This window comes from Lentzea alba, assembly GCF_047445655.1.
Taxonomy (GTDB): Bacteria; Actinomycetota; Actinomycetes; order Mycobacteriales; family Pseudonocardiaceae; genus Lentzea; species Lentzea alba_A.
In genome coordinates this window covers 178,583-202,646 of sequence record NZ_JAJAEG010000009.1, presented here as the reverse complement: position 1 = coordinate 202,646, position 24,064 = coordinate 178,583, and the positions used below count along the sequence as shown (strand labels likewise).

General features: G+C 68.0%; 28 protein-coding genes, 1 pseudogene and 1 riboswitch. Of the genes and pseudogenes, 15 read left to right on the top strand and 14 right to left on the bottom strand.

From position 1 onward, the window contains the following. Positions 1-59 precede the first annotated feature (59 nt). Complete coding sequence (locus LFM09_RS17005) at positions 60-554, top strand: NUDIX hydrolase (protein WP_414097417.1); 495 nt, start codon at positions 60-62, stop codon at positions 552-554. On the opposite strand, the gene LFM09_RS17000 is transcribed toward LFM09_RS17005, so the two are convergent. The 5 genes and pseudogenes from LFM09_RS17000 to LFM09_RS16980 all read right to left on the bottom strand — a co-directional run. Then, a complete protein-coding gene (locus LFM09_RS17000; RefSeq protein WP_414097416.1) occupies positions 541-1,416 on the bottom strand; it encodes an aldo/keto reductase in 876 nt (291 codons plus the stop codon). The genes LFM09_RS17005 and LFM09_RS17000 overlap by 14 nt on opposite strands. Positions 1,417-1,431: 15 nt before the next feature. Beyond that, the gene (locus LFM09_RS16995; RefSeq protein ID WP_414097415.1) at positions 1,432-2,460 is read right to left on the bottom strand and encodes a glycoside hydrolase family 5 protein; all 1,029 of its coding nucleotides are present in this window, start codon (positions 2,458-2,460) and stop codon (positions 1,432-1,434) included. A gap of 162 nt (positions 2,461-2,622) precedes the next feature. Continuing rightward, positions 2,623-3,672: a glycoside hydrolase family 5 protein gene (locus LFM09_RS16990; RefSeq protein WP_414097414.1), complete on the bottom strand. Its 1,050-nt coding sequence runs from the start codon at positions 3,670-3,672 to the stop codon at positions 2,623-2,625. 97 nt (positions 3,673-3,769) lie between these two features. After that, entirely contained in the window at positions 3,770-4,525 is a 756-nt protein-coding gene (locus LFM09_RS16985; protein WP_414097413.1) for an ABC transporter permease, read from the bottom strand. A 56-nt stretch (positions 4,526-4,581) separates the two neighbouring features. Then, positions 4,582-5,223 (bottom strand): annotated as a pseudogene (locus tag LFM09_RS16980) (ABC transporter ATP-binding protein); the annotation flags it as partial. A 111-nt stretch (positions 5,224-5,334) separates the two neighbouring features. Between LFM09_RS16980 and LFM09_RS16975 the strand changes: the two are divergent. Continuing rightward, positions 5,335-6,402, top strand: a complete 1,068-nt coding sequence (locus LFM09_RS16975; protein ID WP_414097412.1) for a sensor histidine kinase — start codon at positions 5,335-5,337, stop codon at positions 6,400-6,402. Continuing rightward, the gene (locus LFM09_RS16970; protein ID WP_414097411.1) at positions 6,399-7,028 is read left to right on the top strand and encodes a response regulator; all 630 of its coding nucleotides are present in this window, start codon (positions 6,399-6,401) and stop codon (positions 7,026-7,028) included. Before LFM09_RS16975 ends, LFM09_RS16970 begins: the two co-directional genes overlap by 4 nt. Here LFM09_RS16970 and LFM09_RS16965 read toward each other — a convergent pair. Together LFM09_RS16965 and arc are read right to left on the bottom strand one after the other, a co-directional pair. After that, positions 7,025-7,528 carry a hypothetical protein gene (locus LFM09_RS16965; protein ID WP_414097410.1) on the bottom strand — a complete coding sequence of 168 codons (504 nt, stop codon included), beginning with the start codon at positions 7,526-7,528 and terminating at the stop codon, positions 7,025-7,027. The two genes, LFM09_RS16970 and LFM09_RS16965, sit on opposite strands and share 4 nt — an antisense overlap. Positions 7,529-7,729: 201 nt before the next feature. Next, a complete protein-coding gene (gene arc / locus LFM09_RS16960) occupies positions 7,730-9,526 on the bottom strand; it encodes a proteasome ATPase (protein WP_414097409.1) in 1,797 nt (598 codons plus the stop codon). 714 nt (positions 9,527-10,240) lie between these two features. Here arc and LFM09_RS16955 point away from each other — a divergent pair. After that, complete coding sequence (locus LFM09_RS16955; RefSeq protein ID WP_414097408.1) at positions 10,241-11,113, top strand: hypothetical protein; 873 nt, start codon at positions 10,241-10,243, stop codon at positions 11,111-11,113. Positions 11,114-11,173: 60 nt separating this feature from the next. Here LFM09_RS16955 and LFM09_RS16950 read toward each other — a convergent pair whose 3' ends face one another. The 3 genes from LFM09_RS16950 to LFM09_RS16940 form a co-directional block, all read right to left on the bottom strand. After that, complete coding sequence (locus LFM09_RS16950) at positions 11,174-11,467, bottom strand: hypothetical protein (RefSeq protein WP_414097407.1); 294 nt, start codon at positions 11,465-11,467, stop codon at positions 11,174-11,176. Between the two features lie 103 nt (positions 11,468-11,570). Next, on the bottom strand, positions 11,571-12,395 hold the full coding sequence (locus LFM09_RS16945; protein ID WP_414097536.1) for a tRNA (adenine-N1)-methyltransferase: 825 nt from the start codon (positions 12,393-12,395) through the stop codon (positions 11,571-11,573). Positions 12,396-12,410: 15 nt separating this feature from the next. After that, the gene (locus tag LFM09_RS16940; protein ID WP_414097406.1) at positions 12,411-13,529 is read right to left on the bottom strand and encodes a site-2 protease family protein; all 1,119 of its coding nucleotides are present in this window, start codon (positions 13,527-13,529) and stop codon (positions 12,411-12,413) included. A gap of 175 nt (positions 13,530-13,704) precedes the next feature. Between LFM09_RS16940 and LFM09_RS16935 the strand changes: the two genes are divergently transcribed. Both LFM09_RS16935 and LFM09_RS16930 read left to right on the top strand, forming a co-directional pair. Then, a complete protein-coding gene (locus LFM09_RS16935; RefSeq protein WP_414097405.1) occupies positions 13,705-14,562 on the top strand; it encodes a RecB family exonuclease in 858 nt (285 codons plus the stop codon). Then, positions 14,559-15,323 carry a thioesterase family protein gene (locus LFM09_RS16930; RefSeq protein WP_414097535.1) on the top strand — a complete coding sequence of 255 codons (765 nt, stop codon included), beginning with the start codon at positions 14,559-14,561 and terminating at the stop codon, positions 15,321-15,323. The genes LFM09_RS16935 and LFM09_RS16930 overlap by 4 nt, the downstream gene beginning before the upstream one ends. Before the next feature lie 228 nt (positions 15,324-15,551). Here the strand turns inward: LFM09_RS16930 and LFM09_RS16925 are convergent, their stop codons facing one another. After that, positions 15,552-16,109: a TetR/AcrR family transcriptional regulator gene (locus LFM09_RS16925; RefSeq protein ID WP_414097404.1), complete on the bottom strand. Its 558-nt coding sequence runs from the start codon at positions 16,107-16,109 to the stop codon at positions 15,552-15,554. Between the two features lie 67 nt (positions 16,110-16,176). Between LFM09_RS16925 and LFM09_RS16920 the strand changes: the two genes are divergently transcribed. Both LFM09_RS16920 and LFM09_RS16915 read left to right on the top strand, forming a co-directional pair. Then, entirely contained in the window at positions 16,177-16,572 is a 396-nt protein-coding gene (locus tag LFM09_RS16920; protein WP_414097403.1) for a DUF4345 domain-containing protein, read from the top strand. Next, the gene (locus LFM09_RS16915) at positions 16,569-17,186 is read left to right on the top strand and encodes a phosphoribosyltransferase (RefSeq protein WP_414097402.1); all 618 of its coding nucleotides are present in this window, start codon (positions 16,569-16,571) and stop codon (positions 17,184-17,186) included. Before LFM09_RS16920 ends, LFM09_RS16915 begins: the two co-directional genes overlap by 4 nt. Here the strand turns inward: LFM09_RS16915 and LFM09_RS16910 are convergent. Genes LFM09_RS16910 through LFM09_RS16900 form a run of 3 tightly spaced genes read right to left on the bottom strand, consistent with a single transcriptional unit; the run spans position 17,147 to position 18,593 of the window. Next, positions 17,147-17,458 carry an antibiotic biosynthesis monooxygenase family protein gene (locus LFM09_RS16910; RefSeq protein WP_414097401.1) on the bottom strand — a complete coding sequence of 104 codons (312 nt, stop codon included), beginning with the start codon at positions 17,456-17,458 and terminating at the stop codon, positions 17,147-17,149. The genes LFM09_RS16915 and LFM09_RS16910 overlap by 40 nt on opposite strands. Beyond that, entirely contained in the window at positions 17,455-18,315 is an 861-nt protein-coding gene (gene hisG / locus LFM09_RS16905) for an ATP phosphoribosyltransferase (protein WP_414097400.1), read from the bottom strand. The genes LFM09_RS16910 and hisG overlap by 4 nt, the downstream gene beginning before the upstream one ends. Positions 18,316-18,329: 14 nt before the next feature. Then, entirely contained in the window at positions 18,330-18,593 is a 264-nt protein-coding gene (locus LFM09_RS16900) for a phosphoribosyl-ATP diphosphatase (protein ID WP_112261573.1), read from the bottom strand. Positions 18,594-18,701: 108 nt separating this feature from the next. On the opposite strand from LFM09_RS16900, the gene LFM09_RS16895 reads away from it, so the two are divergent. The 7 genes from LFM09_RS16895 (at position 18,702) to LFM09_RS16865 (ending at position 24,062) form a co-directional block, all read left to right on the top strand. Next, positions 18,702-19,352, top strand: coding sequence for a (2Fe-2S)-binding protein (locus LFM09_RS16895; protein ID WP_414097399.1), 651 nt, complete (start codon positions 18,702-18,704; stop codon positions 19,350-19,352). Positions 19,353-19,422: 70 nt separating this feature from the next. Further along, positions 19,423-19,557: riboswitch (cobalamin riboswitch) on the top strand. A 53-nt stretch (positions 19,558-19,610) separates the two neighbouring features. Then, entirely contained in the window at positions 19,611-19,799 is a 189-nt protein-coding gene (locus LFM09_RS16890) for a CbtB domain-containing protein (protein WP_414097398.1), read from the top strand. Positions 19,800-19,820: 21 nt separating this feature from the next. Beyond that, the gene (locus LFM09_RS16885; protein ID WP_414097397.1) at positions 19,821-20,576 is read left to right on the top strand and encodes a CbtA family protein; all 756 of its coding nucleotides are present in this window, start codon (positions 19,821-19,823) and stop codon (positions 20,574-20,576) included. 60 nt (positions 20,577-20,636) lie between these two features. Next, complete coding sequence (locus tag LFM09_RS16880) at positions 20,637-21,098, top strand: YbaB/EbfC family nucleoid-associated protein (protein WP_414097396.1); 462 nt, start codon at positions 20,637-20,639, stop codon at positions 21,096-21,098. After that, complete coding sequence (locus tag LFM09_RS16875; protein WP_414097395.1) at positions 21,095-22,531, top strand: WXG100 family type VII secretion target; 1,437 nt, start codon at positions 21,095-21,097, stop codon at positions 22,529-22,531. The genes LFM09_RS16880 and LFM09_RS16875 overlap by 4 nt, the downstream gene beginning before the upstream one ends. Beyond that, positions 22,531-23,007 (top strand): hypothetical protein, encoded by a 477-nt coding sequence (locus tag LFM09_RS16870; protein WP_414097394.1) that lies wholly within the window; start codon positions 22,531-22,533, stop codon positions 23,005-23,007. The genes LFM09_RS16875 and LFM09_RS16870 overlap by 1 nt, the downstream gene beginning before the upstream one ends. After that, positions 23,004-24,062: a hypothetical protein gene (locus tag LFM09_RS16865; RefSeq protein ID WP_414097393.1), complete on the top strand. Its 1,059-nt coding sequence runs from the start codon at positions 23,004-23,006 to the stop codon at positions 24,060-24,062. The genes LFM09_RS16870 and LFM09_RS16865 overlap by 4 nt, the downstream gene beginning before the upstream one ends. Positions 24,063-24,064 lie beyond the last annotated feature (2 nt).

The window sequence follows — 24,064 nt, the reverse complement described above, 5'->3', positions numbered from 1 at the left end:
GATCAGCGGGCGTCGGACTGAGGTAGCAAGCTCGCGTACGACCACAGGAGGACACGGGGATGATCAACCTCTACGACGAGGACGCGAACGTGATCGGCGAGGTGACCCGCGAACGCATGCGCACCGAGAACCTCTGGCACGGGTGCGTGCTCACCCTGGTGTTCTCGGGTGACGGCGAACGGATCTACGTGCACCGCCGCACCGACACCAAGGACGTCTTCCCCGGCCTCTACGACTACGCCGCGGGCGGCGTGATCGACGCGGGCGAGACCCCGGACGTGGCGGCCGCCCGCGAGCTGCGCGAGGAGCTCGGCGTCGAGGCACCGCTCACGCCGCTCTTCCAGACGACCTACGTCGACGACCTGACCCGCTACCACGCGTGGATCTACGAGACGCACTTCGACGGCCCGTTCACCCACCAGCCAGAGGAGGTCGCCTGGGGCGGGTGGATGGACCTGGCCGAACTGCGCGCGAAAATCGAGGACCTGGACTGGCCGCTCGTCCCGGACGGCCGTGAGATCGGCAGGGAGTGGCTGCGGCTCAGTTCCAGCTGAGGCCGGCGCGCGTCTTCCAGTACTGCTCGGCGGGCTCGGCCAGCTCCGGCAGGTCGACCTCGATCCTCAGTGCGTCCACATTGGACCGAAGCTGCTCCGGGCTCGCCGCACCGGACAGCACGACGTCCACCCACGGCTGCTGCGCGATGGCGGCCAGCGCGACCGCGTCCGGACCGACGCCCAGCGCTTTCGCTTGTGCCGCAACCGCTTGCGGTGGCTCGACGACGAGCCTCCCGTTGGCGACGCCCTCCTTGATGATCACGCGCAACCCGGCGTCGTGAGCCTCGCGCAAGACCTCACCCGCTGACGTTTCGAGAACGTTCCAAGTGGACTGGACGGACCGGAAGATGCCGAGACCGAGCGCCTTGCGGATGGCGTCGGCCTGCCGCGGTCCAGAGGTGGAGAACCCGAGCGGGACGCCGATCGCGACCATCGCCTCCTGCAGCGCGCGGTCGTCGAACAGCGGGCTGTCCGCAGTCAGCGAGTGGACCTGGTAAAGATCGACTCGGGGCAGCAACGCCCGGGTTTCCTGCCACTGCTGGGTGAAACGGGCCAGCGAGTGCTCCTTGACCTCGTGCACCTCGGCGTCCGGCCGCCAGTCCGCGGTGTAGGCGTAACCCCACTTGCTGGAGACCGTGACGTCGTGGCCGGGCAGCCACTCGCTCAGGAACTGCTCGGACAACCCGTACGACCGGGCCACGTCGACCCAGCGAATTCCCAGCTCGGAGGCCGTGTCGAGGACGCTGTGACACTGTGCGCGCATGGACTCGACGTCGCGCACAGCAGGCAGCGCGCCCTCGCGTCCCAGGTTGATGTAGGCGGGACGACCGAGCGAGGCGAGACCGAGCGCGAGTTGAGCCATGCGCTCAACGGTAGATCACCACTCGTCCTGCGACCGCACGATGTCGCGCACCCAGACCCCGGCCGGCTTGAGCTTGCTCGTGCCGCTGAACGACGTGCCCGAGCACGTGCCCTGCTTGAACACCGCGCCGGAACGCGGGTCGTCCGAGAAGTTCCAGTTCGTCCAGGAGATCTTCTTGCGCTTCATCAGGTCGATGAACTTCTGCGACATCGCGAAGTCGTTCGCGCCGTCACCCGAGGCCATCTGCGTGCCGAACTCCGTGACGAACACCGGGACCTTGCTCGACACGCGGTCCAGCACCGACACGTAGTCGTCGCGGTGTTCGTTGGCGTAGAAGTGGAACGAGTACATGAAGTTCGTGGCGTTGACCTTGTTGTTCAGCACCACCGACGGGTCTTCCCGGTCGGAGTGCCCGAACGTCGACCAGCCGTGCGTGCCCGAGATGATCAGACTGTCCGAGTCCTCCGCGCGGATGACCGGGACCATCTGCTCGGCGTAGGACTTGACCCGCGACCACGACGTGCCGTTCGGCTCGTTGGCGACGTCGTAGATGATGTTCGTCTTGTCCTTGTGCCGCTGGGCGATCTCCTTGAAGAACGTCTTCGCCTTGGCGGTGTGGACGTTCGGGTCGCCGGGGTCGAGCTGGTGCCAGTCGACCAGCACGTAGAGGCCGCGCCTGGTGGCCTCCTCGATGTAGCTGTGCATCAGGTCGGTGAACTTGCGCGGGTTCGTCTCGTACCCGCCCTCGTTCGCGGCGACGTACATCGCGACGCGGACGATGTCGGCCTTCCAGTCGTTCTGCAGGGCGTCCCACCACTGGGACTTGTTACAGCCGTTGAACCACTGGATTCCGTGTGTGCTCATGCCGCGCAACTGGACGGCTTTCCCGTTCTTGTTGCACAGCTGCACACCGCAGACCTTCAGCTGCCCGTTTACCGCCGCGGGTGAGCCCGCCGGCATCGCGGCACCGGCGGTCGGCACCGACGTCAACGGGAGCACGACCACCGCTGCCGCGGACGCCACCACAGACTTCAGCCAAGCCATCCAGCTTCCCCTCTCGAACCGTGGGCGGCGTTGAGGTGAAAGGTATGGACGACAACGAAGAGCGGTCAACGAATCTCGCCACAACTGCCCGAAGAGGCAAGTGGCACAACGAGGAACGGCGGCCCCGAGGGACCGCCGTTCCTGTGACCCGCCGGGGTCGGTCTAGCGGTTTGCCCTGATGTGGTTGCGAACCCACTTGCCGGCGTCCTTCAGCGGACCCTCGCCGGCGAAGCTGTTGCCGGAGCAGGTACCACCCTTGAACACCGCACCCGTGCGGTGGTCGTCGGAGAAGTTCCAGTTCGTCCAGGAGATCTTCGCCTGGTTCATGAACGTGATGAACTTGTTCGCCATGGTGAAGTCGTTGGGACCGTCACCGGAGGCCTCCTGCGAGCCGAACTCGGTGACGAAGACCGGCACCTGGCTCGAGACCGTCTTCAACGCGTTGAGGTAGCTGTCGCGGTGCGACTTCGCGTAGAAGTGGAAGGTGTACATCAGGTTCGAGGCGTTGACCTTGTTCCGGCTCACCTCGTTGATGTCCTTGCCGTCGGACAGACCGAACGTCGACCAGCCGTGCGTGCCGACGAGGATCAGGCTGTCCGGGTCCTCCGCGCGGATCGTCGGGATGACGGCCTCCGCGTAGGACTTCACCCGCGACCACGAGACGCCGTTGGGCTCGTTCGCGATGTCGTAGATGATGTTCGTCTTGTTCTTGTGCCGCTGCGCGATCTCCTTGAAGAACGTCTTGGCACGGGCCGTGTTGTGGTTCGGGTCGCCCGGCGAGAGCTGGTGCCAGTCGACCAGCGCGTACATGCCGCGCTTGGTGGCTTCCTCGATGTAGCCGTGCACCATGTCGGTGAACTTCCGGGGGTTGGTCTCGTAACCACCCTCCTGGATGTACATCGAGATGCGCAGAACGTCGGCCTTCCAGTCGGTCGCGAGCGCGTCCAGGGACGCGGTCTTGATGCACTGGGAGAACCACTGGATGCCGTGGGTGCTCATGCCCCGCAGCTGGACCTGCTGGCCCGCCTGGTTGCAGAGCTTCACACCACAGACCTTCAACTGGCCGTTGACCGCCGCGGACGAGCCCAGCGGCAACGCGGACGCGGAGACGTCACCCTCGGGTGCGGCAGCGACTGAACTCCCTGCCATCACACCGGTGAGCGGGAGCACGACTGCCGCGGCGAGCGCCACCACAGACTTCTGCCAAGCCATTCAGCGTCTCCTCTCGGACTGCTGGCGGCGGATTAGTTAGGTAAGTTTCCTTACCGATTAAAGGTATAGATGACCTTAGGGCCGCCCCAAGAGTGCGTCAAGCGTCTCGACTGAGAAGAGTCACAGTTCCGGTACCCAGCGTCACCAGTACGTAAACGATCAAACATGCAACGGCGGCCGATGGATTCAGCGGCGGGTCCTCGACGATCCCCGCCACCTCGTAGACCAGGTACGGAACCATCACCGCCGAGGCGTCCACGTTCCACGGTTCGGGCAGCATCGGCGTGATCGCCGGCAGGCCCCACAGCAGGACGCCGACCACCACGATCGCCACCGCCGTCGACCGCAGCGCCAGGCCCAGGCCGAGACCGATCAGACCAGTCACCAGGATCGACAACACCGCCGCGCCCGCCCACGGGAGCACGTCTGTGAGCCCGTCCCAGGGCGCGATGGGCGGCGGCCGGTCGCCCATGATCAGCCAGCTCGCGCCGATGCTCAGGGCGAGCGCGACCGTGCCGACCACCACGGCCGTGGTGGCGACGAGCCCGGTTTTCGCCGCCAGCAAGCGTTTCCGGTTCGGCACGGCGGTCAGCGCGGTGAGCCTCGGGTCGGAGGTGGCGACCAGGGCACCGAGCGCGGCGACGCAGAACTGCAGGACCGGATTGATCACCACGCTGGCGTCGGCGGAGGCGAACCGCGCCTGTTCCGCCGCCGGTGACGTGTCGTAGTCCTGGACGATCAGCCACGAGAGCAGCGCGCCGCACGCCACCATCAGGCCGATGGCCCCGACGAGGCCGTACGGCGCCCTGACGGTTTTGAGCTTCAGCCACTCCGCTGCGAGTGCGTTCTTCACAGTCCCCTCCCTGCGGTGAGGTCGAGGTAGGCGTCCTCCAGGGAACCGTTGCGGGTCAACGCCTCCATCGGTGTCTCTTGGATGAGCTGTCCTCTCGCGACGATCACGACGTGGTCGGCGGTGAGCGCCATCTCGCTCATCAGGTGGCTGGAGACGAAGACCGTGCGGCCCTCGTTCGCCAGGCCGCGCATCAGGTCGCGGATCCACCGCACGCCTTCCGGGTCCAGGCCGTTGACGGGTTCGTCGAACATCAGCACCTGCGGGTCGCCCAGCAGTGCCGCCGCGACGCCGAGCCGTTGCTTCATGCCGAGCGACAGAGCCTTGATCCGCTTGTGCCGCACGCCGCCCAGGCCGACCTGCTCGATGAGCTCTTCCGCGCGCTTCTGGCTGATCCCGTTGCTCGCCGCGAGCCAGCGCAGGTGGTCCAGCGCCTTTCGCCCGTGGTGCACGGCCGCCGGGTCGAGCAGCGTGCCGACGTGCCTGAGCGGCTGGTCGAGCTCCGCGTAGCGTTTGTTGCCGACCAGCGCCTCGCCCTCGGTGGGCCGGTCGAGTCCGACGATCATGCGCATCGTCGTGGACTTGCCGGCGCCGTTGGGCCCCAGGAAGCCCGTCACCAGCCCCGGCCGGACGGTGAACGACAGGTCGTCGACCGCCGTCGTGTCGCCGTATCTCTTCGTCAGGTTCCGCACCTCGATCATGCGGAAGAGAGTCGGCGGTTTCTGTTCGCCGCGGATCGGACCTCGGGCCGAACTCCGGAATCGGACCGTGGTCCGAGGCGCCGGGTCCTTCTGATCGTTAACGTCTGGTTCGTGCTCACCAGACTTCACCTCTACCTGGTCGACGTCACCGCCGCGGCGGTGATCGGCTTCCTGGTCGGCTACGGCGTCGAGGAACGCAGCGACTGGCCGTGGTGGGTGGTCATCGCGTGCGCCGCGGCGGTCGCCCTGCCCATCACGGTGCGCCGGTTCTGGCCGATGAACGCGCTGACCGTCGTCCTGGCGGCCACGGTGGCGGCGATCATGCTCCAGGTGCTGCCGACGCAGGCACTGGGCGCGCCCGTGGCCGCGGTGTGCTTCGTGCTCTACAGCGCGGCGGTCGACCGCTCCCCCGCGTGGTCGATGACCGGGGTCGTGGTGAGCGTGATCGCGATCGCCGGCGTCTCGGGCGGCGAGTGGGAGAACATCCTCGCCTCCACAGCCGCTCTCGGCGCCGTGTGGGTGATCGGCTACACGACCCGGATGCGGCGCTCGTTCCTCGCGCGTGAGGCAGCGCAACGGGCTTCGCAAGCGTTGGTGGACGAACGCATGCACATCGCGCGCGAGCTGCACGACGTGGTGGCGCACAACCTGTCCCTGATCGCGGTGCAGGCGGGCAACGCCGCACACGTGCGCTCACCCGAACACGCTTACGAGGCGCTGCAGGTGATCTCGGAGACGAGCCGCGCGGCGCTGACCGAGATGCGCAGCCTGCTCGGCGTGCTGCGCTCCGACGCCTCGCTGGCACCGTCGCCGGGCTTGGAAGGCTTGGCGTCGCTGGCCGACCGCGCCTCACTGGCGGGGGTGCGCGTCACGTTGGACGTACGCGGTGACTCCGTTGTGCCCGAGGGGGTCGGGCTGTCGGCGTACCGGATCGTGCAGGAGGCTCTGACGAACGTGGTGAAGCACGCGGCGCCGGCGTCGTGCACCGCGGTGGTCGAGGTTCGCGATGGGGCGGTGCACATCGAGGTGGTCGACGACGGTCCGGGGGTGCGGGAGTTGGGCGTGGGACACGGTTTGATCGGGATGCGCGAACGCGTCGCCGTCTACGGCGGCACGTTCAGCGCCGGCCCCGGCCCTGACGGCGGCTTCCGGGTCGTGGCGGAGCTGCCGTACCGATGACCCGCGTGCTGATCGTCGACGACCAGGCGTTGCTGCGCGCCAGCTTCCGCCTGCTGGTCGACAGCGAACCGGACCTGACCGTGGTGGGAGAGGCCGGCACCGGCGCTGAGGCCGTGTCGCTCGCTTCTTCTTTGGCACCAGACGTCGTGCTGATGGACATCCGCATGCCGGAGATGGACGGCATCGAGGCGACCCGGCTGCTGTCCGGGCCTCGCGTGCTGGTGCTGACGACGTTCGACCTCGACGAGTACGTCTTCGGCGCGTTGCGGGCCGGGGCCTCGGGCTTCCTGCTGAAGGACACTCCTCCGGCCGAGCTGCTGGCGGCGATCAGGGTGGTGGCGGCGGGCGAGTCGCTGCTGTCGCCGTCCGTCACGCGCCGGCTGATCTCGGAGTTCGTCCGGCAGCCGTCGTCGCCGGTGGTGTCGGGGCTGGAACGGCTGACCGAACGGGAGAAGGAAGTCCTGCTGCTGATCGCGCGTGGGCTGTCCAACGCGGAGATCATGGCTGCGCTGCACGTCAGCACCGGCACGGTGAAGACGCACATCGGGAACCTGCTGGCGAAGCTGCACGCCCGCGACCGGGCGCAGCTGGTGATCGCGGCCTACGAATCCGGCCTGGTGAGCTAGTCAGGACCCCACTCGCTGGTGATGGCCTCACGAGCGACCGCGATGTAGTCCAACGCGTGTGCGGCTTCACGCCCCTGCGCGCAGGCGGCCTGGACAGCTGCTTCGACGTCCACCTGGCCGCCGGTGCGAACGCCTTCGGGAAGCGGGTTGCTCTCGATGCACACCAGATGCGCGTGCAGGTCGTGCAGGGTCTTCCTCGCCTTGGAGTCGACGGACAGCTTCCGCGCCGTCTGGCTCAGCTCCAGCATCTTCTGCGGGAGGCCGAGGTCCTCGAGTTCCGCGGCGGTGCGGGGCTTGCGGCTGACCTCGGCACAAGCCTGGTCGAACCAGTCCAGAAGACGCTGAGCACTCGCGTGATCATCCTTGCGCAACTCCCACGTCCGAGCCCTCCTTCCCGTCTTCTCCGCCTGGACGTGATTGCGCCGGACCGTCCACACCGTGACCACCAAGGTCACGACACCTGTCAACACCGCAGGAAGGATGTACTTCAAAACGTCCACGACTGCGGTACCTCTTCATCGCCGAACCGACCGCATGTCGCGATCTCTCTCTTGTCTGTCACCCCCACTACATCGTCCACACAGGACGTTGTCTTGATCAGTCGATCGGCGGGTTCGAAATGTGTAACGCCCCGGAACGCGAACCGCCCCCGCCGGAAGCCGGCGGGGGCGGTTCGATGCAGTGTTGAACTGCTCGGGGTCTTACAGGTACGTGCCGGTGTTCGTGGCCGTGTCGATCGCGCGCCCGGTCTCCTGGTTCTTCCCGGTGACGAGCGTGCGGATGTAGACGATCCGCTCGCCCTTCTTGCCCGAGATGCGTGCCCAGTCGTCCGGGTTCGTCGTGTTCGGCAGGTCCTCGTTCTCGGCGAACTCGTCGACGATGGCGGCCTGCAGGTGCCGGACCGAGAGGCCGGGCTGCTTGGTGTCCAGCAGCGACTTGATCGCTGCCTTCTTGGCCCTGTCGACGATGTTCTGGATCATCGCGCCGGAGTTGAAGTCCCGGAAGTACAGGACCTCCTTGTCACCGTTCGCGTAGGTGACCTCCAGGAAGCGGTTCTCCTCGGACTCCTCGTACATGCGCTCCACGGTGTGCTGCACCATGCCCTCGATGCAGGCCTTCGGGTCCCCGCCGAACTCGGCGAGGTCGTCGGCGTGCAGCGGGAGGTTGGGCGTCAGGTACTTGTTGAAGATGTCCTTCGCGCCCTCGGCGTCCGGTCGCTCGATCTTGATCTTCACGTCGAGTCGGCCGGGGCGGAGGATCGCCGGGTCGATCATGTCCTCGCGGTTGGAGGCGCCGATGACGATGACGTTCTCCAGGCCCTCGACGCCGTCGATCTCGCTGAGGAGCTGGGGCACGATCGTCGTCTCGACGTCGGACGACACACCGGAGCCGCGGGTGCGGAAGATCGAGTCCATCTCGTCGAAGAACACGATCACCGGGGTGCCCTCTGACGCCTTCTCACGAGCACGCTGGAAGATCAGGCGGATGTGCCGCTCGGTCTCACCGACGAACTTGTTGAGGAGCTCGGGGCCCTTGATGTTGAGGAAGTAGGACTTGGCCTGCTTGTCGGTCTCGCCGCGGAGCTCCCGCACCTTCTTGGCCAGGGAGTTCGCCACCGCCTTGGCGATGAGCGTCTTGCCGCAGCCGGGAGGGCCGTAGAGCAGCACGCCCTTGGGCGGGCGCAGCTCGTACTCGCGGAAGAGGTCCGCGTGCAGGAAGGGCAGTTCCACGGCGTCGCGGATCTGCTCGATCTGCCGGGACAGGCCGCCGATGTCGTTGTAGTCGATGTCCGGGACCTCTTCGAGCACGAGGTCCTCGACCTCGGCCTTGGGGACCCGCTCGTAGGCGAAACCCGCCTTCGAGTCGACCAGCAACGAGTCGCCGGGCTTGAGCGGCGAGTCGAGCAGGGGCTGGGCGAGCCAGACCACCCTCTCCTCGTCCGCGTGGCCGACGACCAGCGCGCGGGCGATCTGGTCCTCTCCCTCTTCGGAGAGCACCTCCCGCAGTGCGCAGACCTCACCCGACCGCTCGAAACCGCCGGCCTCGACGACGGTCAGCGCTTCGTTGAGGCGCACCGACTGGCCGAACGACAGCTTCTCCGGCTCGACCGCCGGGGACACGGCGACCCGCATCCGGCGGCCGGACGTGAAGACGTCCACCGTCCCGTCGTCGAAACGCGCCATGAAGACGCCGTACCCGCTGGGGGGTTGGGCCAGCCGGTCGACCTCCTCACGCAGCGCGAGCAGTTGGCTTCGTGCTTCGCGGAGGGTGTCTATGAGCTTCGTGTTTCGCTCGGTCAGCTGGCTGACGCGCTCTGTCGCCTCAGCCAAGCGCTGCTCGAGCAACCGCACGTGGCGCGGGGACTCGGTCAGCTTGCGACGCAACGACGCGATCTCGTCCTCGAGGAACCTGATCTGCGCTGTCAGCTCAGCAGAATTGTTGCCCTGGTTCAGCTCGCCACCCTCATCGGGTTGGCTGCCGGGATGACCGTGCTGCATGTCGGCACCCTCCTCCCGTGTTCGTACCGATTACGGTACCGGCGATCACCGACAAAATCGTGCACTCACAACATCATCTTCGCTCGTGTGACGCAACGGTCCGGCCGCCAAGAGAGGTCAACTGCTCCATCTCGGTGTCAGCCGCGACCGCCGACCCGCTACGGTGCGTCCCAGAAACCGCGACCGGCGTTTCGCCCGGCGACACGCCGATCGACCTGCGAGAAGTCCGAGGAGAGGGTCATGGGAGCACCCGTGGGACCAGCCGGTCCCCACGCTCCGCGACCACTCTTGGACGACCGCGAACACACCTGGTACGGCTCGCGGCCCGGCGACGGGCGGCAACTTGCCGTCGTCCCACCAGGTGGACCACTGGTTGATCCGATCGGTGGTCACGCACCGCAACCCACCTCGTTCGTGCTCCTCGGAGGACCCGCTCTGCCGCGGCTCCAGTGCGACCGGAGGGCGTGCGGCCAACCGGGTGGTTTCTCCGGCGCGACCGGCGGACCACCCCGACAGCGCAGTGCATCGCGCTCGATTCCCGGTGGAGTTGCCGCAATCGTTATCAGACGCGGCCTTCGCGCTGGCAGATGGCAACTGCACATGGTGTGCACAACCACACGTGCGTGTCGATAGGTGCATTCCGCCGCGAGTTAGTCCGCGAACGGCCACAATGTCCACCGAAAGATCACCTCATCCGCATCGGGGGAGTTTCAGATGACCTACCCGCCGCAGCAGCCCGGCCCTTACGGGCAGCAGCCGCAGCCCGGTGGTCCGTACGGGCAGCAGCCGCCGCAGCAGCCGGGTTACGGCCAGCAGCCGCCGCCCGGATACGGCCAGCAGCCTCCGGGGTACGGCCAGCAGCAGCCGGGTCAGTACGGCCAGCCGCAGCAGGACCCGTTCGGCCAGCAGGGCCCGCAGAGCGGCGGCTTCCCGCAGCAGGGCTACGGCGGCCAGCAGCCTCCCCCCGGTTACGGCCAGCAGCCCGGCTACGGCGGTCCCGGCGGCTTCGGCGGCCCGCCTCCCAAGAAGAGCAACACCGGCCTGATCATCGGCGTCGTCGTCGGTGTGCTGGTGCTCGTCGGTGGTGGCGTCACGGCAGCGGTGCTGCTCTCCGGTGACGACAAGCCCAGCAGCTCGAACTCGGCGTCGACGAACACGAACCAGCCGACGAACGGCTCGAAGCCGACGACGCCGTCGAAGGGCTCGTCCAGCGGCGGCGACTCCGACGCCGAGGAGCTGGCCGAGGACTACGCCAAGGCGAGCCAGGTGGCCGGCCGGGCGGGCAAGCAGCAGGACCTGAGCACGGTCGAGAAGTACGTCTGCGCTCAGATGATCAAGGACGCCGAAGAGGCGCAGAAGAAGGTGCCGAACGCTCCGGCGCCCAAGCCCATGCCGCAGTTCACGGTCAAGGCGGGCGAGGTCAAGACGACCGGGGACACCGGTACGTTCCGCGCCGACTACACCGGCATTCCCGACCCCGCCGGCGGCACCGGCACCGTCGGGTCGTACATCATCTACAAGCTGGTCAAGGAAAGCGGCGACTGGAAGGTCTGCGGCATCGAGAAGCTCGGTGATCCGACCAAGTAAAGCCTGAACGCAAAAGGGCTCCGCACTTCACCGAAGTGCGGAGCCCTTTTGCGTTGTGCGTCAGAAGGACGCGGCGGCGCTGAGCGCCCGGCCGAACGGGTCGCAGTACGCGACAGACGCCTCGTTGGGACCGGCCCAAGGACCGTAGATGGTGTAGACGACGCCGCCCATCATGTCGTGACAGGTCACCCGCACCCGCTGGATGCCCTCGCTGCACGTCGACTTGCCCCAGCCGAGCTGCTTGACCTGGTTGTACTCCTCGTGCGCCGCGGAACAACCCGGAACGGCGTGCGCCGCCGGAGCCGGCAGCACCGTCGCACCCACCGCAACGACCGCGATCATGAACTTGCGCAAATCAACCCCCAGGACTTGAACGTCAAACCTCAGTCATGATCCAACTGGGTCTGCCGGTGGGGTCGGCCCCAAACGATGATCTCTGTCCGGAATCGGACAGAGATCAGCCCTTGCTCGGCCTGCGCTGCGGCTTCGGTGCCGTCACCCCGTCCGCGAGCTTGCGCGTGGTCAGCAGGAACGCCGTGTGCGCGATCATCCGGTGCTCCGGCCGCACCGCGAGCCCGACGACGTGCCACGGGCGGACGAGCGTCTCCCACGCGTGGGGCTCGGTCCAGCACGTCATCTCCCGCAGCGCCTCCGTGACCACGGACAGCTGCGTGGTGGTGGCGACGTAAACGACCAGGACGCCGCCGGGGATGAGGTTCTTCGCGATCGTGGGCAGCACCTCCCACGGCGAGAGCATGTCGAGGATGACCCGGTCGACCTCGCCCTCGTGGTTCTTCACGTCGTCGACGGTGATCGACCAGTTGCCGGGGCGCTCGCCGAAGAACTGCTCGACGTTGCGGATCGCGTGGACCGCGTGGTCGTCGCGCACCTCGTACGACTGGACGCTGCCCTTCTCCCCCACCGCGCGCAGCAGTGAGCACGACAGCGCGCCGGAACCCGCGCCTGCCTCCAGAACGCGCGCGCCGGGGAAGATGTCGCCGTACATGACGATCTGCGCGGCGTCCTTGGGGTAGATCACCTGCGCGCCACGCGGCATCGACAGCACGTAGTCCGGCAGCAGCGGGCGCAGCGCCAGGAAGTTCGTGCCGCCCACGGACTGCACGACGGAGCCTTCCGGCTGCCCGATGAGCAGGTCGTGCGGGATGGCGCCGCGGTGGGTGTGGTACTCCTTGCCGGCTTCGAGAACGACCGTGTAGTGCCGCCCCTTGGGGTCGGTCAGCTGAACCCGGTCACCCGGCTGGAACGGTCCACTTGCGCTAATCACCGCGCAATGGTGTCAAACGCCCTTCTCAATGGCCGCACGCAGGTCCTCCCTGCGCAGCACACCCGCCGGCCGGCCCTCCAGGTCGACGACCAGGAACTGCCACGCGGCGGTGTGCTGGACGCGTTCGACGATCTCCTCGCCTGGCTCGTCGGCCAGCAGCACGGTCTCCGGCCGGATCGGCTCCGCGGCCTGTTCCGCGGGGGCGAAGGGACTCGCGGCGGCGAGCTTCTCGGCCGCCTCCGTGTCGAGCAGACCGGCCGCGACGCCGTCCGCCCTGACCAGCACCACACCGCGGCCGGCCGACGTGCTGAGGGCGTCCGCGACGGGGCTTTCGGCCGGGAGCTGGAGCACCGGGCGGATCAGGTCGTTGAGCGTGACGCCTTCGGGCCAGGTGCGGCGCCGTTCGCTGGCCAGCTCACCTCGTGCACCAGCGACGACGACCCACGCCGTCAGCACGCACACGCCGAAACGCAGCCAACGGTCTTCGGTGCCTTCAGCGATGCCGTAGAGCGCCCACGCGACCAGTGCGATGGCCACGGCGAAGCCACCGACCACGGCCACACGCGTACCCGTCGCACGTTGCCCGGTAGCGGCCCACACGCCGGCGCGCACGATCCGGCCACCGTCCAGCGGAAGCCCCGGCAGGAGGTTGAACACGGCGACGACGAGGTTCGCGCCCGCGATCTGGAAGACCAGCAGCCACACCACGCCACCGGGCTCCATCGCGAGCCCGCCGAGACCGAAGATCACCGCGAGCGCGATCGACACGGCCGGTCCCGCGCCGGCGACCACTCCCTCATGACTGGGCTTGCCGGGCGTGCGCATGATCTCGGACAGGCCGCCCAGCAGGTAGAGGCGCAGCCGCCGCACCGGCAGGCCGAGTCTCAGCGCCGCGACGCAGTGGCCCAGCTCGTGGGCGAGGACCGAGAGACCGAGGAAGATCGCGAAGAGCGCCGCGAGCAACAGCCCGATGCCCGGCGACGTGCCGGGCGCGAGATCGTCGACGAGCGGTGCGTAGAACGCGACCACGATGGCCGAACCGATCCACCACGACGGCGCGAGCAGCACCGGGATGCCCGCCACCCGGAAAAGCAGCAGGCCGCCCTCCTTCTCGCTGATCCGCGCGGCCACGGGTGCACTGTAGAGCCGCCGGTGTGATCTCGCGGTGTACCGCGCGGGACGGTGGCGCTCTCCCCGAAGTCGACGAGGGCAGCGGTCAAGACCGTGAGGCTCGCGATCATGGCCCTCGTCGACTTCGGGGACGGCGGTGCAGTGGGCAAACGCAGAATTGTCAGACCTCTGTCCTATGGTGCGAACCATGAGCACCACGTTGCGCAGGCCCGCGCTGTCGCCGTCCCGGGCAGGGGACTTCAAGCAGTGCCCGCTGCTCTACCGGTTCCGCGCGGTCGACCGGTTGCCGGAGAGGCCGACGAAGGCGCAGGTGCGCGGCACGGTGGTGCACGCGGTGCTCGAAGACCTCTTCGCCCTGCCCGCCGCCGAACGCGTGCCCGCGCGTGCTCGCACGATGATCACGCCCGCCTGGGAGCGCGTGAAGTCCGAACGCCCGGAGTTCGCCACGCTCTTCGAAGAACAGGGCGGTGCAGAGGAAACCGAGTGGCTGGAGTCCGCGACCGCCCTGCTCGACGGGTACTTCGGCCTGGAGGACCCGCGGCGCCTGGAACCGGAGTCGCGCGAGCTGCTGGTCGAGTCCGAACTGCCGTCCGGCGTGCTGCTGCGCGGCTACATCGACCGCGTGGACGTGGCCCCAACGGGTGAAATTCGCGTCGTGGACTACAAAACCGGCGCAGCGCCCCGCGAGGTGGGCGAGGCGAAGGCGTTGTTCCAGATGAAGTTCTACGCGCTGGTGCTGTGGCGCCTGCGCGGCGTCGTCCCCCGCCAGCTGCGCCTGATGTACCTCGCCGACCGCCAGGCCCTGGCCTACACGCCGGACGAGTCGGAACTGTCCCGCTTCGAACGCACCCTCGAAGCGATCTGGCAGGCCATCATGCGCGCCGCCCCGACCGGCGACTTCCGCCCGTCGCCGAGCCGCCTGTGCGACTACTGCGACCACAAGGCCTTCTGCCCCGCCTTCGACGGCACGCCGCCGCCCTACCCCGGCTGGCCGGAGCCCGACGACACCGAACCCCTCCAGGACCGCGACTGATGGACGCCTTCTACCTGCCCCTGGGCGACGACGTCTTCCGCTCCACACCGCACACCGTCGGCCCGTGGGGCCCGGACAGCCAGCACCTGGGCCCGCCCTCCGCTCTGCTGGTGCGCTCCCTGCTCGCCCGCAGGCCAACGCTGTCCCGCGTGACCTTCGAGGTCTTCGGCCCCGTCCCGGTGGCGGACCTGACGGTGTCCACTTCGGTCGAACGCCCCGGCCGCTCGGTGGAGCTGCTGTCGGCCTCCCTGTCGCACGAGGGCCGCGTCGCGCTGACCGCACGCGCCTGGCACATCGTCGGCTCGGACACGACCGCGGTGGCCGGCGGCGTTGGTGCCGCGATGGCGCCGCCCTCTTCCGCCGTGCCGATGGCGATCCCGGACTTCTGGTCGGGCGGCTATCTCGCCGCGGTGGAGTGGCTTTCGGTGTCCGGCGGCATCTTCACGCCCGGCGACGCGCAGGTGTGGGCCCGCCCGCGCGTGGCCGTGGTCGAAGGCTCCGAGCCGACGCCGCTGGAGCGCGTCTTCTCCGTGGTGGACTCGGCCAGCGGCGTTTCGTCCAGAGTGGACATTCGCAAGTGGTACGCCATCAACACCGACCTGACCGTGCACCTGCACCGCCAGCCCGTCGGCGAGTGGGTCGGCATGGACGCGCGGACCACGATCGGACCGGACGGGGTCGGGCTGGCGACCAGCACCGTTCACGACGTGGAAGGGCCGGTGGGCAGCACTGCGCAGGCGCTGTTCGTGCGCGAGCGCTGACAGGCCGGACGGACAACCGGAGAGCTTGGCGCAGAACGAGAACCAGCGGCCGGGAGCATCGCCCTCCGGCTCTCCTGCGCGATGATCTCAGCCGAGCCCTCACGGCGCGCTGAGCGACGCCGATCCAGGGGCACACGCGGTGGAGCAGGTCGGCGACGACGCCGACACGCAAGCAAGCGAGGCCCAAGAGGCGATCTTGGCACGACAGCGCCGAGCGGACGCTCCGCTTCACCGAGGATTGATCTCCAGCGCGCCCAGCAACGCCCGCACGCACAGGTCACGCAGCTCCACCCGGTCAAAAGCATTGTGCGCCAACCACTCCACACACATCACGCGCACGAACTCCAGCCACGCCAGCACCGCGGCCGCGGCGAGCGGGCCGTCCGTCCCCGCCGCGTCGAGCAGCCGGCGTTGCAACCCGGCGAACCCGCCCGTGATCACCCTCTGCACCACCGGGTCCTGGGCCAGCACGCGGTTCGCCGCCAGCACGATGTTGCGGTTGACCTCGAAGTAGTCGAAGTGCGCGTCGAGGCCGACCGCGATCTGCTCGGCTAGCGTGCCGGTGCCCAGATCCTCGACGTCGGCCAGCAGCGCAGCGGTGGCGTGCTCGTGCACGGCAGCGAACAGGTCCCGTTTGTTGGAGAAGTGCCGGTACAGCAACGCGCGTGAGATGCCTGCGCGCGCGGCGACCTCCTCCATCAGCACGTCGTCGTAGGGCTTTGCAGCGAACAGCGCAGCACCCACGTCGATCAGCTGCGAGCGACGTGATTCAGGAGTCAACCTCACAGCCGGGAGCTTAGTTGACACGTGTCTACCGGGCGGAGTAGACACGTGTCCACCAAGGGGGTGGGGTATGGCCACGACGCTGAAAACACTCGCGTGGGCGATGGGCGTGGCATGTGCGTTGATCGGCGCTTATCACGTCGCGCTCGGCATCGACTCCGTGCCGGGCGAGGCCGGCGCGGGTGCGACGGTCGACAGCCGCGAGCGCTTCTACAACGCGATCTTCCTCGGCTACGGGCTGGCGTGGATCTGGGCGGCCAGGCAGAAACCGGTCCCGGCCAACGCCATCAGGTGGCTGGCGGGCGTGTTCGCGCTGTCCGCGGTGGGACGGCTGCTGTCGCTGGCCGTGCACGGGCAGCCGCACTGGTTCCAGATCCCGCTGATCGTCCTCGAAGTCGTGCTGCCGCCGGTGTTCTTCTGGCTCGCCTCCGCCGACGAGAGACGCGTAACGTCTAGCGGACTGTGAAGAGGTTCGCGAACCGGCAAGAAGCGGGCCGCGCACTGGCCGCGCGACTCGCCGATCAACCCTGGCAGGACCCGCTGATCCTCGCCCTCCCCCGCGGCGGCGTCCCGGTCGCCAGAGTGGTGGCGGACCAGCTCGACGCCGAGCTGGACGTGGTGGTGGCGCGCAAGATCGGCGCCCCGGGCCACCCCGAGTACGGCGTTGGAGCGGTCACGGCGGACAGCGAGCCCGTCTACGACCCGGCGGTGCTGCGAGCGCTCAACCTGACCGAGGAGCAGCTCGCACAGACCTGCGACCGAGAACGTGCCGAAGCCGCGCGCAGGACCAGCCTCTACCGCAAGGACAGGCCGCCGCTGCAGATCGAGGACCGCGACGTGATCGTGGTCGACGACGGGCTGGCCACGGGTGTCACGGCCAGGGCCGCGTTGCAGTGGGTCGCCAGGCACGAACCGCACAAGCTCGTCCTCGCGGTCCCGGTGGCCGCGAAGCAGTCGCTGGACACCTTCCGGACGCCGATCATCGCCGTCCTCGTCCCGCGCAACTTCGGCGCGGTCAGCCGGTGGTACGAGCGGTTCGATCAGACCACGGACGACGAGGTGCTCAAGGCACTCGAGTAGTGCTCGACCACCGGGAACGGCGAGTAGAACTTGTGCAGCAGAGCGGACCACCGCGCATACGTCGGCCCCTGCCGGAAGCCCGCGGTGTGCGCCTCGACGGACTCCCAGCGCACCAGCAGCAGGTAGCGCGACGGGGTCTCGAAGGAGCGCAGGAGTTCCAGGCCGAGGAAGCCCGGCGAGGCGGAGATCAGCTCCCGCGCCTCGCCGAACGCCCACTCGAAGTCGGTCTCCTGGCCCGGCACGACGTCCAGGACGGCGTGTTCCAGGATCACAGCCGGCAGAACCTGATGTCCGAGGCCAGCACGGCCTTGGCACCGATCGCGGCCAGCTCGTCCATCACCTGGTTCGCCTCCTTGCGGGACACCATCGCCCGCACGGCCACCCAGTTGTCGTCGGCCAGCGGCGCCACGGTCGGCGACTCCAGGCCCGGGGTCAACGCGATGGCGTCGTCCAGGATCGAGCGCGGGCAGTCGTAGTCGAGCATCAGGTACTGCTGCGCGAACACGACACCCTGCAAGCGGGCCGTCAGCTGCTTCTTGGCGGCGGTCAGCTCGGAGCCGGAACGGTGCACCAGCACGGCCTCGGACTCGCAGATCGGCTCACCGAACGGCACGAGGTCGTGCTGCCGGAGAGTCCGCCCGGAGCCCACCACGTCAGCGATCAGATCGGCCACGCCCAGCTGGATCGAGATCTCCACAGCGCCGTCGAGCCGGATCACGTGAGCGGTGATCCCGCGGGCCTTGAGATCGCGGTTGACCAGCTTCGGGTACGCGGTGGCGAGGCGCTTGCCCTCGAGGTCGGAGACCTTCCAGTCGGTGCCGCGAGGCCCGGCGTAGCGGAAGGTCGACGAGCCGAAGCCCAGCGCCAGGAGCTCCTGGACGGAGGAGCCGTTGTCGTCGGCGCCCGAGTCGGCGGCCAGGTCGCGGCCGGTGATGCCGAGGTCGAGGTCACCGGACGCCACGTAGATCGCGATGTCCTTGGGGCGCAAGAAGAAGAACTCGACGTCGTTGTTCGGGTCGAGCACGGTCAGGTCGCGCGGCTCGTGCCGCTGCCGGTAACCCGCCTCGGTCAGCATGGCGGAGGCGCGTTCGGCGAGCGCGCCCTTGTTCGGGACTGCTACGCGCAGCATGTGTGAGGTCTCCGTCAGAGGTACTTGTAGACGTCGTCAAGGGTCAGGCCGCGGCCCAGCATGAGCACCTGGAGGCGGTACAGCAGCTGCGAGATCTCTTCGGCGAGCTTCTCGTCGGACTCGTACTCGGCGGCGATCCAGACCTCGCCCGCCTCCTCCAGCACCTTCTTGCCCTGCGCATGGACGCCGGCCTCGAGCGCTGCGACGGTGCCGGAACCTGCCGGCTTGGTGGCGGCTCGTTCGGTCAGTTCGGCGAACAGGGAGTCGAAGGTCTTCACGGCACGACATCCTCCCATCCCGCAGACCCCCGTCCACACCGCGGTCAGTTCTGTCCCACGCCCTGGACGTGATCTGTCCTGCATGGACACCCGGTAGCGTGAACTTCCGTGTCCGAGTTCGCGGAAGTTCTGGAAGCGTTGCGCCGAGTGCGCGGCATCAACCCGTTCTTCGCGCTCGACGTGGGCCGTCCGGATGAAACGTGGCTGCCCGGAACGGCACTTCTCGACGGACCGGCGCTCAAAACCACCATCGACGCCATCGCGACCCGGTACAAAGCGGAAGAACCACGCGTCGCGGCGAGCCTGTTCTTCCTCAGCTACACCGCCCGGCTGCTCAGCCCTCTCACCGCGGCCAACATCCCGATCGACGTGCGGCCGGAAAACCTGTGGTGGCACTACGACATCGCGAACGGCCTGAGCGTCCGCATCGACCTGCCGCGGCTGGGCCCACCGGTCCCTGAGGCGCTCGAACCCGTGGTGAAAGCGATCCAGCGGGTCACGCCGGTGGCGCGCGGATTGTTGTGGGGCAACGCGATGTCGAACATCGCGGGAGCGCTGAAAATGGTTGTCCGCGCACGCATGCTCACGGCCGAGGAAGCCGAACAACGCGGCACCGAGCTGATGAGCGCACCGCCGTTCGAACAAGCAGGAGAATTCATCCCGTTCCCTGGCGAGGTCACGTTCCGGCGTCGGTCCTGCTGCCTTTACTACCGGGTAGCCGCTGGTGGGAAGTGCGGAGACTGTCCACTCGTGAAGTGAGGAACGCAACAACTCTTATGGCCGGTTGTGCTTAACGGGCCGCTCAACTTACGGTGCACGCGCCGCAGTGACGGGAAGCCGGTGAAAATCCGGCGCGGTCCTCGCCACTGTGACCGGGAAGCGATCCCCGCCGAGCACGTCACTGGCACCCGAAAGGGCGCTGGGAAGACGCGGGGGCAGCGTTGATCCGGGAGTCAGGAGACCGGCTGCGGCGCCGCAAGGAGAGTTGACCTTCCACGAGGTATGGAGGAGCCCGTCATGACGAGCCCCGCAGCAAATCTGTCCGCCGTTCAGGTGCCCAAGTGGGCCTTCGCCGTCGCATTGCTCGGCCTGATCGTCACCTACCTGGTCCTGCAGGAGAACGGCCTCGCGCTCGGTGCGAGCTCGGAGCTGCTGCACGAGTTCTTCCACGACGGCCGCCACGCGCTCGGCGTCCCGTGCCACTGATCTGATCCGCAGCTCAAGCACATGACGACGACGTACAAGTCCCTTGCGCTGCGCGGAGTAGCGGCCGGCGGCATCGCCGGTGTCGCCTCCGCGCTGGTGCAGCTGCTGGTGACCGAGATCCCCATTCGCGCCGCGCTCGCGGTCGAGGAGGCCCGGGAGCCCGCCGGTGAGTCCGCCGGCCACTCGCACGGCGAAGAAGAGCTGGTCAGCCGCGCCGCGCAGATCGCGGGCGGCATGCTCGGCGTGGTGATCGTCGGCATCGCGGTCGGCCTGGTGTTCGCCACGGCCTACGCGCTGTCGAAGCGCTGGTTCACCGACCGCACGCCGTTCAGCCGCAGCTTCGCGTTCGGTGCCGCGGTGTTCGGTGCCGTGGCGCTGCTGCCGTGGATCAAGTACCCCGCCAACCCGCCGGCCGTCGGCGACCCGGAGACGGTGAACTACCGGACCGCGCTCTACCTGGGCGTGGTCGTGGCCGGTCTCGCGATCGTGTGGGGCGCCAGCTGGCTCGCCGAACGGCTCGCGACCCGGTCGCAGCCGGTGCGGGTCACCGCGGTGCTGCTCGCGGTGGCCGCGGCCGTCGCGGTGGTGCTGCTGGCGTTCCCCGCGCCGCCGGACACGATTCCGGCCGACATGCCGGTGAACGTGCTGTGGCAGTTCCGCCTCAGCTCGCTCGCCCAGCTCGCCACGCTCTACGTCGGTCTCGGCGTGGTGTTCGGCCTGCTGATCGACCCCGCGACGCGCAAGACCAAGGCCGCCACGAAGGCCGCTGTCGCCTGATGGTGTGGGGTGGTCGCCGGTGCGACCACCCCACCCAACCGGCATTGGTACGTTCGGTGCATGCCTGACAGCGCTGAGTTGCTCGAACAGATGCGCCAGAAGCTCGAGTTCTTCGAGCAGGCGAACCGAGCGGCCGACGCCCGCGCCGCCGGTTACGACGCGATGGGCACCGAGCTCAGAGCCGTCGAAGCGAGCGCCCAGTCCCCCGACCGCTCCATCACAGTCGTCGCGGGTTTGTCCGGTTCCATCAAGGAAATCCGTTTCACCGAGGACGCCAAGCGCCTCTCGGCCACCCAACTCTCCCAAGCCGTGATGTCGACCCTGCAACAGGCCGTGGCGGCCGCCGCACGCCAGCAGGCCGAGATCGTCCAGGGCCACACGGACCTCCCGATCGCCGAGCGCGTCATGAAGACCCAGCAGGAGATCTTCGGCCACCCCGCCGCCGAACCCACCCGCCCACGCCCGCCCGTGGACGACGACGAGGACACCGGCACCATCTTCCGCGGGGATGACCGCTGGTGACCGACTTCATCGTGCACCCGGACGAGATCGCGCAGTGCGCCAAGAACGTGGGCGCCCTGTCCGCCACCTCGACAAAGCTCAACGACACAGCCACCACCGCCTCCGTCCCAGCCATCAGCTGGGGCGCACTAGGGCACCTGCTGGGCATGTACGAGCAGTACGACGCGCTGCTGGGCGACCTGCACGGCCACTTCGGCAAGATGACCGAGGGTTTCGGCAAGATCGACGGCGCCCTAACCGCCACCGCGCAAACCTACGCGGACAACGAGAAGACAACCGTCGACGCGTTCGGCAAAATCGTCCAAACAGGACTGGACACCGCCTCCGCACCCCCGATGGTCTCCGGCGGCAACGCAACCGGCAACCTCGGCGCACTGGGCACCAGCTACGGCGCCCAGTTCTCCGGCAGCAACGTCGGCAAGCAAGCAGCAAAATCCGTCCCGTTCGGCGGCAGCAGCTACTCACTCATGAAGGACGCCACCAAACTAGGCGACTCCATCAAGTCCGGCGACGGCGCCGCGATCGCAAAAGACACCATCAGCGTCATCTCCGACATGAACAACTTCATGCAGGAAGGCATGAAGCTGGCCGGCGCCATCGCCGACCCGCTGAACTTCCTCATCTCCAAGGGCCTCGGCTGGCTCCTGGACGTAGTAGCGCCTCTCAAACAAGCCGTCGACCTCGTCTCCGGCGACCCGGCCGCCACCAGCAAGGCCGCCGGCGCGTTCAACGACATCGCAAGACAAACCGAGGACCTCGCCCGCACCTTCGACGACCACCTCCGCGACGGTCTGCAGAGCTGGAAGTCCCAGGCAGGCGACAAAGCAGCCGAGAAACTCGGCAGCTTCCACCACGGCATCGAGGGCACCGCCTCCACGGCGGGCAACGTCGCCTCGGTACTGCAGGCCAGCTCCATGTTCATGCAGGTGGCCGAAGACATCATCAAGGGCATCCTGAGCGACCTGATCGAGTGGCTGGTAGTCACCTGGATCGCCGCCCAGCTGGCCGCCATCCCCACCTGCGGCGCCTCCGAGGTAGCCGCAGCCGCCGCCACCCCCGTCGAAGCCGGCATCTCGACCGCCAAGGCGGGCAACGAGGTCAACAAGGTCCGCTCGATCATCCAAAAGATCATGGACGTCCTGAAGAAGATCCGAGACGTGATCGGCCGCTCCAAGATCGGCAAGGCGTTCGTCGAAGGCGCCTCCAAGAAACCCGACTCGCTGGGCAAGGCGTTCTCCGAAGCCGTCGAAAAGAACGCCGACAAGGTCCTGGGCCTGGACAAGTCCGGCCCGGACGGCATGAAGTACACCGACCCGGTCAAGATCGCGAACAAGGTGGCCGGCTACGCCAACGGCATCTACAAGACCGTCACGTACGACCAGCGCGGCGCCGACCAGGAGGCGACCAAGACCGACCAGGAGCTGGACATCTGATGTGGTGGCGCCCCAAGCGCTTCAAGCCCACCGAGGAGACGTCCTCCATCGGCGGCCGCACGTTCACCGTCCGCACAGAGGTCCGCGTAGTAGGCCTGGAATCCGTTGGCGGCGACCAAAAAGCCCGCGAGGAAGCCTTCGTCTCGGTCAGCACACCCTTGGGCCCGTGCCCACCGCTACGAGTCGCCACCCGCGCAACCGACGACTACCGCCGCATCACCCACGACGAGAACGCAGGCGCGGTAGCGCTCGGTGTCCCTTCGTTCGATGACCAGTTCCTGGTGTTCTGCGACGACCTGGCGTTCGTCCGACACCTGACGCCAGCACTGACCGCCGCCCCCAGCGAGTCGACCGGCGGCCTTGAACTAGGCGGCGGCCGGATCACCGTGCGCCGGGTGGGCATCGGCCACGACATGACAGCCGCGAACTACCTGAACACCCTGATCCCTTTGCTGCCACCGGAGTTGCGCCGATGAACGACGCGCCAATCGTCGTACCGCTGTCCGACGAGGCCGCCGTGGTGGTAGAGCAAGACCGAGTGCTCTTCACAAGGCTGATCTCCGGCGCACGCGTGGCCACCGACGTGATCGGCGTACCGCTGGCAGGCGTCCTGAAGGTGGAACCCGGCGTCCTCCTCAAACCCCTCAAGTACCGCACGCCCGACCACTCGTCGAGCCACCCGCTGAAGTTCGAACTACCAGCAGGCCCAGCCGTGTGGATCCGCGCGGCCTACGACATCATCATTCCCACCGCTGATCCCCTCGGCCTGGCTGCCGAGATCGACCGCCGCAGACACCGAGTCGCCCGCTACGGCGGCGTGGCGTCCTCCCTGGTCTGGGAGATCAACCCACGACTCCGCGCCGCCGGACCCGACGGCCACGAACCAGCCGTCCTGCCAGGCGCACCCATCGAGCCCGACATCGGCAAGTGGCACTCCTCCACCCCTGCACCGATCGGCCCTTTGTCACCGGGGTGGCCCGCCAACGAGCCTGTCCTACCCACTTCCGTTCCCCATCCCGAGTCGCTGCCGGTGGTCTCGGAGACCTTGTCGAACGGAGTGCGGTTCTCGGTGTCGGTGCGACGCACGTTCCTGGGCTTCGACCCGGCATCGCCCGGCGTGGTGACCGACGCGGCACCCACGTCGTCGCTGAGCGAGCCACTGGCCGCTTGGCACGTGGTGCGCGCCGGAACACTGCGCGGCACGCACAGCCCGGTCCGCTGGTGCGCCGCAGACGGCCAGACCGAGGTGCGCACAGAACTGCTGGACGGTCCCGCGCTGTGGCTCTGGGGCCCGGTGCAGGAGTGGATCGTGTGCACGCCAAGGGCCGCCGAACTCGCTGACGCCGTGCGACTGCGGCAGGGCGTGGGGATGCGCTTCCCGTTGTCCAGCGACCTCGGAGCCGAGCGGCGGACGTGGCGAAACCTCTCATCCACACGCCCAGTGGACACCCCTGCAGGACGGGCTTTGCCACCGATCCCTGAGTGGGCACCAACATCACCAACACTCGTGCCGCGCGAGTGTTGGAGCTAGTG